Source organism: uncultured Subdoligranulum sp., from assembly GCF_937890665.1.
The window spans coordinates 1-14,043 of sequence record NZ_CALADU010000095.1 but is presented as its reverse complement, the minus strand read 5'-3'; the positions used below and the strand labels follow the sequence as shown (position 1 = coordinate 14,043).

Below are 14,043 nucleotides of genomic sequence, written 5' to 3'. Positions count from 1 at the left end.
ATTTTTCCAAATTCATAAAAGGTTCAAAATCATGTGACAACTCGGACACATTCGCCCGTTATCCTATAAGGGAAGTCAAGGTACATACCAAAGACCCAATTCACTGTCGCCGGACCATGCGAGGGGCAAATGTCCCGGCCCGGCGCAGACAACCAATTCGGCCTCGTGCCTTTTGAATAAAGATTCCTCAAGTTCAAGTTGTTACTCCCCTAAAATTTGCAACCGAAAAGCTCCGCCCCCAGATGCGCACAATCGCATTTGGGGGCGGAGCTTTTTCTTGGAATGTTTTGTGTTAGAAGTCAGGGTTTCTGGTGGGCATATCGGGGAAAACATCCCGGGCGCTAAATAGAACGTCGTTGTAGGTCATTTCCAGATGGCAATGGTTGCCGTAGGAATTGCCGGTGTTGCCCACATAACCAATGACCTGACCCTGCGTGACGGTATCACCCAGCTCGACTGCAAAGCTGGACATATGGGCGTATAAAGTCTTATATCCGTTGCCGTGGTCGATCTGCACGTAGTTGCCCCAGCTATAATGCATATGGACCACTGCCACGACGGTGCCGCTGTCGGCGGCGTAGATCGGTGTGCCGTAGGGGGCCGCGATATCCACACCGCGGTGATAGCCGGGAGAGTTGCGGTTCAAGTTGGCCCAACGGGAGATGGAGCGGTAGCCCGGCACCGGCCAGATGAAGGTGCCGGTACCCAGTTTGCCGATCATGCCGCTTTGCAGCCGCGTGCCACGGCGAATGATCTCGGGGGTGGGGGACTGAAGCACTTGCACATCTACGACCTGATCGTCCAGCAGCGTTCCGTTGACATAGGTCAATTCATGGGTGATGGCTTGGCTGCCGGGCACACCGGCTTGAATCGTCTCGCTCTTCCCGAAATCCATCTCGCTGTCTTCCTGTGTTTCGGTATCGTAGGCGATTTCCTGCACTTCGGTCACCGTTTGGTTGACCTGAACTTGCAGCAGGGCACCGTCCTCTGCCTGCAAATCTTGCAGAATGTCGGTGTAGGGCGTAATGGAATCCGTCAGATAAACACCGTCCACCAACCGGAGATCGTGGGCAAAAGAAACCCGTGTGCTGGTGCTGGTGGGATCTTCCCAAGGCTCCTCGATGGTACGCAGATACCGGCGCAGATGATCCCCCTCGGTGGTGACAAAACGCAGGGCGCCGTCTACGTAAACGGCAGTGCCTTCCGTGATCTCGCTGCCGCTGATCCGCAAGATCTCGTTGGCGATCTCTGTTTCGGTCATCGTTTCTGTACTGACCGAAAGGGTATAGCCGGGTTCAATCTCCCAGTCCAGAGTTTCGCTGTCGGCGGCCAACAGTGTTCGGGCGGAGTTCACGCGGGCCAGCACATCGGCGCGGGCGCTGTCAAAAACCGATTCACTGGCCACATATCCTACAGTCTGGCCGTTGACCTCTACCCGCAGTGCGAAAGGCAGAGAGAGCCCGGCGCGGACCAGAAAAACCAGTCCGCCTGTAGCGACCAACGGTAGCAGATAGCGAAGCAACTGCCCCGGCTGACGCAAAGCGCTGCCGAAATCTACCAATGCCTGTACCGGTGGCCGAAGCGCCACCACCAGCAGGTTGCCCAGCGAAACCAGCAGCCAGCGCCAAATCGATTTTAGACCGCGCACCAAGCGCACAAAACTGTATTCGACAAAGAACCCTACGGCATAGAGAAAATCACCCAGCGTACTTTGCAGGATGGAAGAAAGAAACATGATGCGGCGCCTCCTCCGCCTCGGTAGTGTAAATCAGCAGGGCACATAGGACAGCGGATCCACCCGGTTGCCGTTGACACGCAACTCGAGATGTAGGTGGTATCCTCCGTTGACGCCGTAGACATCACCGGTATTGCCCACATACCCGATGACATCCCCTTTTTGGACGCTCTGACCCTGTGTGACCGCGATTCGGCTCATGTGGGCATACAGGCTGTCATAGCGGTTGCCGTCGCTGGCGGTACCATGGCTGACCTGCACACAGTTTCCGTAGCTGGTCACCGGTCCTGCGGCGCTAATCACACCATCGGCGATGGCATAGATGGGGGTTCCGTTGGGTGCAGCAAAGTCGGTGCCGCGATGCGGTGTGCCCCACGAGTCGGCTTCGCCAAAGCGGGTAGTGATGCTGCTGTAACTGTCCAAAGGACAGCGGAAGTCCAGACTGGTCAGGACTAAGTCGGCGGTGGTATAGCGGTCGCTCTGGGCCCGCACATAGGCATCCAAAGCGGCGGTGGCTTCTTCATAGGCCTTTTTGGCGGCCTCGGTGACTACCGCTTGGGCCTGCTCTTGGGCCTCCTGCTCGCTCAAAGCATCGTTGGCGTCTTGCAGAGCCGTTTGCAGTTGGGTTTGCGTATCGCTCAACTGATTTTGCTGAGCATCCAGCGCTGTTTTGGCCTCCTCTGCCTGCTGACGGGCAGCTTCCGCTTGCTTCTTGGCCTCCTCCAAGGCGGCGGCTTGTGTGTCCAGATCCTGCAAAATCTCCTCGTTTTTGGCACTGATTTGCTGCAAACTTTCGGTGAAGGTCAATAGCTGGTACAGGCTGTCCGCCTGTGCCAACAGCCCGATGGCACCGCCACCCTCCAAGACTTGCATAGCCCGCAGTTGTTCTTTGCAGCGAAGCAGGCTGTCGTCATAGGCCTGTTGGGTCTGGGCTAAGGCTTCGGCCGCTTCGTCGGCCAAAGCCTGCTGCTCCAAAAGGTTTCGGTCAGCCTCCTGCAGGGCGGTATATACACTGGAAAGCTGGGCGGCAACATCGGAGGCTTTCCCTTGCAGTTGATCGATCTGCGATTCAGTTTCGGCTTGTTGGTTTTGCAAATCCTCCAGTTGGTTCTGTGCATTTTCGTAGGCCTGTTGTGCTTGCTGCTGCTGGTTAGCCAACTGCTGTTCCCGGTTGTCGGCGCGTACCGGAAGGGAAGCTGTGCAAGCAAGCAGACAGACTGCCGACAAAGCAGCGGCAACGCGTGCCCGTGGCAAACCGATCATACAGCAGGCCTCCTTTTTTATCTTGGAATGAGGGAAAAACTGCCAAAACGTATCATTAGTCTATCACGATAGACTAAATCTGTCAAGAAACGGCAGACCCACCGGCGGCCGACTGACCGCAACAAAGGACGCCTCTCTGGAAGGACCAGAGAGGCGTTCTTTGTTTGTTATGCGGCGCTCAGGAGAGCCACAAGATCTTCTTTTTTTAGAAATCTACCTCGGTGTCGTAGTAGCAGCACTTCAGCAGTTTCTCCATCTCCTCCTGCGAGGGCTGACGCGGGTTGGAACCAGTGCAGGCATCGCCGATAGCGTTCTTGGCAATCTCAGGCAGACGCTGCAGGAAGACTTCTTCCGGTACAAAGCCCTGCTCGCAGGGGTAAGAATCTGCACCGTAATGCGCGATGCAATGCGGGATGTTCAGGTCGTCGTTCATGCCGCGCAGATAGGCAATCAGCAGGGCGACTTTCTCATCATCGTTGCCGCCGCCCAGATGCATCTTGTCGGCGATCACGCCGTAACGCTTTTTGGCCGTGGGGTCTTTGGCGTTAAAGGCAATGACCTTGGGCAGATACATGGCATTGGCAGCACCATGGATGATATGGGCGCCGTAGTCGGCAAAAGCAGCACCGGTCTTATGGGCCATGCTGTGTACAATGCCCAGCAGCGCGTTGGAGAACGCCATGCCGGCCAGACACTGTGCGTTGTGCATCGCGTCACGCTTGGCCATGTCGCCGTTGTAGCTGCCGACGAGGTCGTTCTGGATCATCTCGATGGCATGCAGTGCCAAAGGATCGGTGAAATCACAATTTGCCGTGGAGACATAGGCCTCGATGGCGTGGGTCATGGCGTCCATACCGGTGTGGGCCACCAGCTTCTTGGGCCAGCTCGGGATCCACGATGGCCACGTCGGGCGTAATCTCAAAGTCGGCAATGGGATATTTGATGCCCTTGTCGTAGTCGGTAATGATCGAGAAAGCCGTGACTTCCGTGGCGGTGCCGGAGGTGGAAGAAATGGCGCAGAAATGTGCCTTGCGGCGCAGCGGCGGAATACCGAATACCTTGCACATATCCTCAAAGGTGATGTCGGGGTATTCGTACTTGATCCACATCGCCTTGGCCGCGTCGATGGGGGAACCGCCGCCGATGGCAACAATCCAGTCGGGCTGGAACTCCTGCATGGCAGCAGCGCCCTTCATAACGGTTTCCACCGAAGGATCGGGTTCGATGCCCTCAAACAGGGCAACCTCCATACCAGCTTCCTTTAAGTATGCTTCGGCACGATCCAGAAAACCGAAGCGCTTCATCGAACCGCCGCCGACACAAATCATAGCGCGTTTGCCGGGAAGGGTTTTCAGCGCCTCCAGCGCGTTGGGGCCATGATACAGGTCGCGGGGTAAAGTAAATCTTGCCATGGGAATTACCTCCTTAGTAATTGACAAGAAAATGTCAATGTTGTTGACTCCAGTGTACAATGGCAACAGGCAAACGTCAATCGGCGATAGGGAGAATTTCCACCTCGAAATTCGGCATTTTGACGGAAGCCTTGGCATAGGGTACAACAGCAGTGGTCTAAGGGGCTGCTTTATAAAAAGGAGGGTTTGCCATGCGCCATCTCTCACCCCAACAAAATCGTACCATGCGGCGGCGGGCACGGGTGCTGGCCGCTGGGTTGGCAGTAGTATGCTTTGGTGGGCTGTTGGCCCGTCTTTGTGTTTTGCAGTTGTGGGACCCCGCGGGCTATGCCGCGCGAGCGGCGGATCAGCAGCTTCGGGGGGCTGTACTGCCGGCGGCCCGGGGGGAAATCTATGCGGCTGACGGAACCTTGTTGGCAGCCAGTGAAACCTGCTGGACCATCCGTGCGGCGCCGCGGGAATTGGCGGATGAACTGGTGGAACCGGCAGCCCAAGCACTCAGCGAGATTTTGGAACTGGACTACGAAGAAACTTTGGAAAAGCTCAACCAGCGCAGTTCCAACGATTGTTTGCTGCGCCGCCGTGTGGACCAAGAGATGGCAGATGCGGTGCGCAGTTGGTGTATCGAGCAGGGAGCACAAGGCATCCAGATCCGACAGGATACCAAGCGGGTTTACCCGCAAGGGGATTTCATGGGGGGAATACTGGGCTTTACCGATGTGGACAATGCCGGTCTATGGGGATTGGAGCTGGAATACGACGAGGTCTTGACCGGACAAAACGGTGAGATTTTGACGGCAAAAAATGCGTGGGGCTATGATATGCCTACCCATTACCAAACTTTGGTGGAAGCGGTCCCGGGGAATACGTTGACGCTGACGATTGATGCCAATATCCAGCATTGGCTGGAAAGCGCCATCGATGCGGCGGTGAAAGAACACAACGTGGCCCAGCGCGGGGTAGGTATCGTTATGGATGTACAAACCGGGGCGGTATTGGCAATGACCAGCCAACCGGACTATGACCCCAACACGCCGCGGCTGCTCATCAACGAAGAATTACGGGCGCAAGTGGATGCCTTGACGGGGGAGGCACGCAGCGCAGCCCTGCAAGAAGCCCAACAGACCCAATGGCGGAACAAGGCAATCAGTGATTTGTATGAACCGGGCAGTGTTTTTAAACTGATTACAGCGGCGGCAGCACTGGATACAGGGGTGTGTACCCCCACCGATACCTTTGTCTGCGCCGGTAAAATCAATGTGGCCGGGACGCGCTTCCGCTGTGCCAATGGCCATGTCCATGGACTGGAAACTTTCGCGCAGGGGTTGGCGGTCAGTTGCAATCCCTGCTTCATCCAGATCGGCGCGCGATTGGGGAAGGAAAACTTCTGCAATTATTTCGAAGCGTTCGGTCTGCGGGAGGGCACCGGAATCGATCTGCCCGGAGAAATCAAGCGGAGTGAATACTATACCGCCGACCGGATGGGGCCGGTGCATACTTTTGGACGGTTACAGGGGATAAGAAACAAACCGGTTATAGCGCTGGAAAAATCCCTTTTGGGTTAGAGTCATAAGGGGTTCTCTTCTACTCCCAAACCAAAGAAAATATTGCGGAAAAGTTCTGCATAGAATGAACCAAAGAATCTGGGGAGCACCATGAGGGAAAAAGGGGGAGTGACGATGGACGAACCGGAGATTACCGTCCTATTTGCCACAGAGGCAGGGAGCCGAACGCTGGCGGACTATCTGGAACAACTGCTGAGCAATCTGAACCTCGAAGGGCAGGGGGAAGCCATATGAAGGAAAACAGGGCGTTGGAAAAGATGCCTGCCAGAGAGGCTGCGGTGTTGTATCTGCGCCTTTCCTCGGCGGATGGCCCGGCGGCCGAGTCGGATTCCATCCAAAATCAGCGGGCTTTCTTACAGGAGTGGGCGCAAGGGCATGGGTTCCGTGTTGTGCGGGAGTTTGTGGATGATGGACATACCGGTACGGACTTTGAGCGTCCGGGATTTCAGGAACTGAATCGCTGTTTGATGGACGGCAGTGTTCACTGCATCCTTGTCAAAGATCTGTCCCGGCTGGGCCGTAACTATGCGGAAATGGGGCGGTATCTGGAACAGATTTTTCCCCGTTTGGGGATTCGCTTCATCGCGGTCAACGACCAGTATGACTCCGCCCGCAATACCGACAGCGTCCAGCAGATGGCGGTCTTCAAAAATGTGTTCAACGATCTATACGCTGCCGATGCCAGCGCGAAGGTGCGGACCTCACTGGGCATTCTGAAACGGCAGGGAAAGTTTCTGGGACGGCAGGCACCCTATGGGTACCGTATTGATCCGGCGGACAAGTATCATCTTCTGCCGGATGAGGAAACGGCCCCTACGGTACAGCGCATCTTTGCGTTGTTTCTGGGTGGGGCCAGCCGCACCCAAATTGCCAAGATTTTCAATCGGGAGCAGATTCCGTCCCCGGCGGTAAAAAAGCAGATGGTCGATTCGAGCCGCCGCTTTACAGGTTTGTGGAATGCCGAAACGATTCGCCGCATCCTAAGCCACCCGGTCTATCAGGGGGATATGGCCCAGCAGTTTACCCGGACGGTGAACTATAAAGTGCATGTCCGCCGTCGGGTCGATCCTTCAGATTGGATCGTGGTGGCGGGAACGCATGAACCGTTGGTCAGCCGGGAGGATTTTGCGCTGGCGCAAGCGATGCAGCAAGTCCGTACTTACGAAACAACCCACCATCCCCACCTGTTGACCGGCATTGCTTACTGTGCCGATTGCGGCGCTCCGCTTTATGCTAAGAAGCGGGGGCGGTACTGGTATTTGAACTGCTACACCTACGGCCGGGAGCCTGCGGCGCACCGCTGCACTTCCCATAGCATGCGGGAAGATGTGGTTTTGCAGATGGTGGGGGAGGTGCTGCGTACCCTTGCGCAGAATCAGGTGGATCCAAAAGCGATAGCTCAAAAGTGTGCGGAAAAACAACAGCACAACCTGAATCTTGAGAAACAGCGCAGCAAATGGGAACAGCAACAGGAAAAAGTCCGCCGTATCCGTTTGGAGGCATACAAAGATAAAGCGGCCGGAATTTTACGTGAGGATGAATTTGGTTACATCTCAAAAAATCTACGGCAAGAAGAGCTTCGCTGCCAGCAGAAGCTGGAACAACTGGCGCAGGGAAAAGACAAGCAGGACCAGATTCGCATGGTAGAGGAAAAAGTAGAGGCGTTTCTCCGGTTCGATCATCTAGCAAAAGCCCAACTGCAACAACTGGTGCGCCGTGTGGAGGTGGATGCCCACAAACATATCACCATCTTCTTCAACTTCACGGACACGGAAAAAGAATAAGCCCCCGGACCTACAAGGTCCGGGGGCTTATTCTTTTAGGTATCTGCCTAAAGAGGTCGTATTAAACGATTACGTCGGAAGGGGGCGTTTTCGAAAACGGCTTCCGTTAGGAAACGAGCCAAGAACCGGTCAGGCCAGTCACGGTGAAGGCCGTCAGGATGTACAGCAGGATGGAGGCAATGTACGCAAACGGAATGGAGAGTTTGAGGTAATCACGAGACTCAACCTTCGTGTACGCCAAGCCCCAAGCAATCCAGCTCTGGGTGATGCAGGAACCAACGTTCACAGTCGTGGACGGGATCGTGAACACGCAGAACAGGAAGGGAGCAGAGAAGTTGCCCACAGCACGCAGAACACCCAACGTAGCGGCGCCGCAGCCGTACAGGGTCAGGGGACCACGGAAGAAGCCCATGATGGACAGGACTGCGAACAGTGCGCAGATAACGTACTCGTTGGTAGGCATGAAGCTGCCCAGAACTTCCTTGAAGTAGGGGGCTGCGTAGCTGGCGCAGGTGTTGAACATGGGAAGCGTCAGCAGGAAGCCGATCAGCGGGGCGGTATCCACAACGCCGTCGTAGTACAGCTTGTTGACCAGCTGGCAGTTCTCCTTAAAGGAACCGTTCATACGGCCGCAAAGGAACAGCGCTGCAAAACCGGCGATGACGAAGCCGCCAATGACGGAGAAGTCGAAGGCAATCTTCAGCACAACGGGGACGATCGGCAGGAGCAGCGTGTAGATGGGCGCGTCTCTCTGCTCGGAAGCACCGCGGCTCTGGGCGGCCCAAGCATGGCTGGGCTTGCTCATCTTCAGGTAGACGCCTGCCAAAACGCAGACCACAACCAGAGAGATGCCCAGTGCGAAGTAGCCCCAGTGGGTGGCGTACCAGGTGAAGGAGAACTCGGGCATTTCGTCAGCCGCCAGAATGAAGGCGCGCAGCTGGCTCCACTGCAGAACCGGGTTCAGATACATACCGGCAGATACGGAACCCATGAAGGTGAACATGGCAATAGCTTTCGGCACACCCAGACTCATCAAGATGGGCAGAACGATAACACCGATCGCGATAACGGGACCTGCGCCCATCATGGCCGTGAAGATGAAGGCCGTGACGACGTTCAGCAGGACGATGGTGACGATGGGACGGTCACCGCCCAGCTCAACAGTCTTGCGGATCAGGGTGGAGGCAATGCCGGTGTCCATCAGGACGCGACCAAACCAAGCGCCCCAGCAGACGTTGACCAGCGTGGTGCCCCAGCCTTCGGGTGCACTCTGATAGATTTTGTTCAGAATGGAAACGAGGGTAGTGCCGGAATCTCCGCCGAACTGCAAGATTTCATTTTCCGCAATAAATTCGGGAGAGGCGACCATCGTACCCAACAGGGACAGCACCGTCCAAACGGTAGCAATGACCAAAAAGCCGATCATCAGGTTGTGGCCTTTGACACAGTAGTAAGCCAGTGCAAAGAAGCTCAGAACCAGAATGATACCAATCACAAATTCCATTGTATTCCTCCTTTTTATGGACTGCTCGTCCCCCTTCCGAACGAGCAGTTGTGATTATTTTATCAAAACACATTATATACGAAGGTGTTTGAATATGCAACAAAAAGTTCACGTTTTTTTGAAAAAATTGTCATATTTGACAAGCCGCTTTTGGGAGTTTCTCCAGAAGGCTTAAGCGAAATTTTAACTATATAATGAAAATTTATAAATGGCTGCGTAGAAGAAAAAACGTTCTAGGGTCCAAATTTCTGTATCAGCTGGGGCCGGTGGAGCTGGCATCTTGCTCTTTTGGGCAAAGCAGTAAGGTCAGCTATTTGCAAATGCTAACGGCGGTTTGCGCGGTGGTCAATGGCGGCAACCTAATGCAGCCCTACGTGGTGCAGCGCATCACCGCTCCCGATGGCACGGTGGTGCAGGAAACACAGCCCGCGGTGAAACGCCGCGTTATCAGCGAAGAGACCAGCGCCACGATGTGCACGCTTATGGAAGGGGTGGTTACCGACGGTACCGGTAAAAACGCAGCGGTAAAAGGCTATCGTGTAGGGGGCAAAAGCGGTACCAGCCAAAAATTGGATAGTGAAAACGAAGGAGCACGGATCAGCAGCTTTGTGGCGGTGGCGCCCATCGACGAGCCGCGTCTGGCGGTGCTGGTCTGTCTGGACGAACCGCATAGCTGGACGACCAGCGGCGGTACGTTGTCGGGGCCGGTATGCGCCGAGGTGCTGCAAAAAGCGCTGCCCTATTTGGGCATTGAACCGCAGCAAGCGGAACCGGAAGCACAGCCATGAAAGTTGTGAAAAAGAGTCGATTTGGGCACAAAGTTTAAAATTTGTATGGGAATTTTGCACAAAAGTCTGCTATAATACAAGCAAAAGAACCCCAAACCAGAGGAGAAGCAAAATGGCCAACACCGAAAAAGAACAGCAGCCCTTTGTGGTGTTTGACAATGTCTGCAAATACTACCAGATGGGCGATACACGGATCGCAGCCTCGGATCATGTGAGCTTTACCATCGAGAAGGGGGAATTCTGTGTCATTTTAGGCCCTTCGGGAGCAGGAAAAACCACGGTACTGAATATGCTGGGCGGGATGGATACCTGTGATGAAGGCAAGATCCTGCTGGACGGAGAGTGCGTCAGCGATTTTAACCAAAAGCGGCTGACTACCTATCGCCGATATGATGTGGGGTTTGTATTTCAGTTTTACAATCTGGTGCAGAATCTGACCGCCCGGGAAAATGTAGAACTGGCGGCGGAGATCTGCCGGGACCCGTTGGATGCCGATACCGTGCTGGAAGAAGTCGGCCTTGCCCATCGGCGCGATAACTTCCCGGCACAACTTTCCGGCGGTGAGCAGCAGCGGGTATCGATTGCCCGGGCGTTGGCGAAAAATCCCAAGATTTTGCTCTGCGACGAACCCACCGGTGCCTTAGATTATAAGACTGGCAAACAGGTGCTGGCGCTGCTGCAAGCCACCTGCCGGCGGCAGGGGCGAACGGTTATTGTCATCACCCACAACAGTGCACTGGCGGCAATGGCGGACCGGGTTATCCGCATCAACAGTGGCCGCGTAGTCGAGGAAACGATCAACCCGAACCCCACTCCGGTGGAAAGGATCGAATGGTAAATGACACGCACCTACCGAAAAAACATACTGCGTACCTTTAAAAGTGCTCGCAGCCGCTTCGTGGCGATTTTTTCCATCGTGGCGTTGGGAGTCGGTTTTTTGGCAGGGTTGAATTCGACGCCCATGGATATGAAGGAGTCGATGGAAACCTATCTGGACGACGCTAACTTCTACGATCTGCGAATCGTCTCGACAATGGGCCTCACCGATGAGGATGTGGAAGCGCTGCGGCAGGTGGAAGGCGTCCGCGCGGTCCAGCCGGCCTATTCGGCCGATTTGCTGGTCAACGCGGGGGCCGATGTTGTGGTGTCCCGGGTACAGAGTTTGCCTCCGGAAGGGGAGGATGCCATCAACCATGTTGTATTGGCGGATGGCCGCTGGCCGGAAAAGTCTGGGGAATGTGTGGTGGAGGCCGGGGCCAACTTGACCGACACAAATTATCCCATTGGCACCCAACTGACCATCAGCAGCGAAAACGAAGACTTGGATACCAAGCTGGCCTGTACCGAGTATACGGTGGTCGGCATTGTACATAACGCCAACTATTTCAGCTTTGAGCGGGAACCTGCCAGTGTAGGCAACGGTACGGTGGATCTGGTCATGTACCTGCAGCCCGAGGACTTTGCCTACGAAACCTATACGGAAATCTATGTGACGGCGCAGGGCGCGCTGGAACAGAACAGTATGGGGGATGCCTACGAGGCCACGGTAGAAGCAGTGGAAGCCAACGTGGAAGCTATCCAGCAAGAACGCTGCGAGGCGCGGTATGCCGAAACCCGCGCCGAAGGACAACAGGAAATCAACGATGCTTGGGCAGAGTACTACGACGCCGAAGCGGAGGCGCAGCAGGAACTGGCAGATGCCGCCGCAGAATTGGAAGACGGCCGCAAGGAGTTGGCGGATGGCGAACAAGAATACTGGGATGGCGAGCAGGAGTATGCCGACGGTGTTCAGGAAGTGGCGGACAATGAGGCCACGGTGAACGATGGGGACGCCCAGTTGGAAGACGGCCGGCAGGAGCTGCTGGACAACCAAGCGAAGATCGAAGAGGGAGAAGCGGAACTGGCGGCCAATGCACCTAAGTTGGAGGATGCCCGCCGCCAGTTGGAAGCGGGACAGGCAGAGTACGAGTCTGGTTTAGAGCAATATAACGAGGCGCTGCAAAAGCTGACCGATGGGGAAGAGGCGCTGGCCGCCGGTAAAAAGCAGTTGGATGCCGCCGAAGAGGACTATGCGGAGGGACTTGCGCAGTTGGTCCAAGGGATCAACTTGCTGCTGCAAACCCAAAATCCGGAAATGGAAGGTACCGTCTCGGCAGAGGATGTACAAGGGTTTATAGACTGGCTGTTGGACAACGAACTCCCCACACCGGAAAGCTATGACGAAGCGTTGGATGATCTGGACGCTTATCTGGCGCCGATGGGACTTTCTGCGGCCGATCTTTCGCTGACTTCTGCGGCAAGAGAGGTGCAGCAGAAGGCTCAGCAGATGCTGGATGATTTGATGGCACAGCTACCGCCCACCGGTGGTGAAGAAGAAAGTGCCTCTGAATCGGATGAGACCGTGCAAGCGGAACCGGAAGAGGAACCGTCTGAAACGCCAGCCCCGTCGGATATGGCGGAAGAAGAACCCGCAGAAGAAACGAACCCGGACGAGCCTGAAACCGAGGGAAAAACTTTGCCGGAAGCTCCGGCGGAAACGGCTGAAGAAACAGCGGAGCCGGAAATCGAGGAGGCAGGACAGGAAGAAGCGGTGCAGGAGCCGGCTGCGTCGGAGAAAGGAGCCCCGGCGGAGGAAGCTGCTTTGCAGGAGATGACGTCGGAACCGCAGGCAGCAACCGACAGCGAAGCAGCTCCTGCCGAGGCGCAGCCTTGTACCGAGGAAGCGGCTCCCAAAGAGAAGGCACCGCAGCAAACCGTTGTGGCTACCGGTGATCAACTGGCCGAAGAAGAACAGATGCAGCAGTTGATCCAGCAGTTGACGGCGATTGTGCAGTCAGATCGTTCCCAGATGGCTGACACCTTGGCGGCGGCTCAAAATTGGCTGGACCAGCAGGCGCAGCCGTGGCCGGGAGCCGTGACCTACTTTGCCAAACTGGTGGCAGGCGGGCAGCAGGGGCTGGAAACCGAGCAGGAAAAAATGGGCTTCTTCATGGAAGGCTTTGCCGAGACGGTGGACGGGCGACGCACGCTGGACACGTCTTGGGAAGCGTACTATGCCAATGAAAAGAAACTGAGTGACGGCCGCAAACAGTTGGAGGATAGTGCCGTACAACTGCGCGATGCCCAGAAAGAATTGGAGGATGGCTGGGCCGAGTATCGGGACGGCGTGGCCGAGTACGAGGCGGGTAAAAAAGAGCTGGCAGACGGCCGGGTCCAGCTAGAGGACGGTTGGGCAACCCTGACCGACAAGCAAATCCAGCTAGACGATGCACGCCGTCAGTTGGAGGATGCCAAGGCCGAATTGGCCGATGCCCGGGCAGAGTTGGATGATGCGCGGGCGACCATTGCGGAAAATGCCCAAAAACTGCGGGACGGCGAGATCGAATACGAAGATGCCAAAGCGGAGGCCGAGCAGGAATTGGCCGATGCCCGGGCGGAAATCGAGGACGGACAGCGAGAGCTGGATGACATCGAGATGCCGGAATGGTATATTTGGGATCGCAGCAACAACGTGAGTTTTTCCTCTTTTACCGGCAACGTGGACAAATTGACGGCCATCACCACCATCTTCCCGGTATTCTTCTTTTTGGTAGCGGCACTGGTGGTTTCCACTACGATGACCCGCATGGTGGAAGAAGAGCGGCTGCAAATTGGCACCATGAAAGCGCTGGGCTATACCCGCCGCGAGATTATGCAAAAGTATCTGTGGTATGCTTTTGCAGCGGCGGTATCCGGTACGGTGGTTGGGTTGGCCATAGGATTCAAAGCGTTCCCCACCATCATCTGGTCGGCTTACACGATGATGTACTATATGCCGGAACTGGCCACACCGTGGCGGCTTACGCAGGCACTTTTCGCCGGCGGTACCTTGACGGTACTGACAGTAGGGGTGACGGCACTGGCTTGCCGGGCGTCGCTGTCCGAAGTGCCCGCTTCGCTCATGCTGCCCCGGGCACCGAAAGCGGGCAAGCGCATCCTCTTGGAGCGCATCA

General features: G+C 55.9%; 8 protein-coding genes and 1 pseudogene. 5 read left to right on the top strand and 4 right to left on the bottom strand.

The genetic code is table 11. The features are described from left to right. Positions 1–292 precede the first annotated feature (292 nt). From Q0526_RS05460 to Q0526_RS05450, 3 genes and pseudogenes are all read right to left on the bottom strand, one after another. On the bottom strand, positions 293–1,735 hold the full coding sequence (locus tag Q0526_RS05460; protein ID WP_298731446.1) for a M23 family metallopeptidase: 1,443 nt from the start codon (positions 1,733–1,735) through the stop codon (positions 293–295). Positions 1,736–1,768: 33 nt separating this feature from the next. After that, the gene (locus Q0526_RS05455) at positions 1,769–2,998 is read right to left on the bottom strand and encodes a peptidoglycan DD-metalloendopeptidase family protein (RefSeq protein WP_298731445.1); all 1,230 of its coding nucleotides are present in this window, start codon (positions 2,996–2,998) and stop codon (positions 1,769–1,771) included. Between the two features lie 205 nt (positions 2,999–3,203). Next, positions 3,204–4,410: pseudogene (locus Q0526_RS05450) on the bottom strand (iron-containing alcohol dehydrogenase). Between the two features lie 191 nt (positions 4,411–4,601). Here Q0526_RS05450 and Q0526_RS05445 point away from each other — a divergent pair. Beyond that, on the top strand, positions 4,602–5,975 hold the full coding sequence (locus Q0526_RS05445) for a penicillin-binding protein 2 (protein ID WP_298731444.1): 1,374 nt from the start codon (positions 4,602–4,604) through the stop codon (positions 5,973–5,975). Between the two features lie 230 nt (positions 5,976–6,205). Further along, positions 6,206–7,759: a recombinase family protein gene (locus Q0526_RS05440; RefSeq protein ID WP_298731443.1), complete on the top strand. Its 1,554-nt coding sequence runs from the start codon at positions 6,206–6,208 to the stop codon at positions 7,757–7,759. A 106-nt stretch (positions 7,760–7,865) separates the two neighbouring features. Here Q0526_RS05440 and Q0526_RS05435 read toward each other — a convergent pair whose 3' ends face one another. Beyond that, the gene (locus Q0526_RS05435) at positions 7,866–9,263 is read right to left on the bottom strand and encodes a citrate transporter (protein ID WP_298731442.1); all 1,398 of its coding nucleotides are present in this window, start codon (positions 9,261–9,263) and stop codon (positions 7,866–7,868) included. A gap of 194 nt (positions 9,264–9,457) precedes the next feature. Between Q0526_RS05435 and Q0526_RS05430 the strand changes: the two genes are divergently transcribed. The 3 genes from Q0526_RS05430 to Q0526_RS05420 all read left to right on the top strand — a co-directional run. Beyond that, positions 9,458–10,051: a penicillin-binding transpeptidase domain-containing protein gene (locus Q0526_RS05430; RefSeq protein ID WP_298731441.1), complete on the top strand. Its 594-nt coding sequence runs from the start codon at positions 9,458–9,460 to the stop codon at positions 10,049–10,051. Positions 10,052–10,163: 112 nt separating this feature from the next. Further along, positions 10,164–10,889 (top strand): ABC transporter ATP-binding protein, encoded by a 726-nt coding sequence (locus Q0526_RS05425; RefSeq protein ID WP_298731440.1) that lies wholly within the window; start codon positions 10,164–10,166, stop codon positions 10,887–10,889. Continuing rightward, positions 10,890–14,043, top strand: a 3,154-nt coding sequence (locus Q0526_RS05420; RefSeq protein ID WP_298731439.1) for an FtsX-like permease family protein, incomplete at its 3' end; no start/stop codon positions are given.

Coding starts and splice junctions, on each gene's coding strand:
- Q0526_RS05460 (WP_298731446.1), bottom strand. CDS start 1,735: ATGTTTCTTTCTTCCATCCTGCAAAGTACGCTGGGTGATTTTCTCTAT.
- Q0526_RS05455 (WP_298731445.1), bottom strand. CDS start 2,998: ATGATCGGTTTGCCACGGGCACGCGTTGCCGCTGCTTTGTCGGCAGTC.
- Q0526_RS05445 (WP_298731444.1), top strand. CDS start 4,602: ATGCGCCATCTCTCACCCCAACAAAATCGTACCATGCGGCGGCGGGCA.
- Q0526_RS05440 (WP_298731443.1), top strand. CDS start 6,206: ATGAAGGAAAACAGGGCGTTGGAAAAGATGCCTGCCAGAGAGGCTGCG.
- Q0526_RS05435 (WP_298731442.1), bottom strand. CDS start 9,263: ATGGAATTTGTGATTGGTATCATTCTGGTTCTGAGCTTCTTTGCACTG.
- Q0526_RS05430 (WP_298731441.1), top strand. CDS start 9,458: ATGAAAATTTATAAATGGCTGCGTAGAAGAAAAAACGTTCTAGGGTCC.
- Q0526_RS05425 (WP_298731440.1), top strand. CDS start 10,164: ATGGCCAACACCGAAAAAGAACAGCAGCCCTTTGTGGTGTTTGACAAT.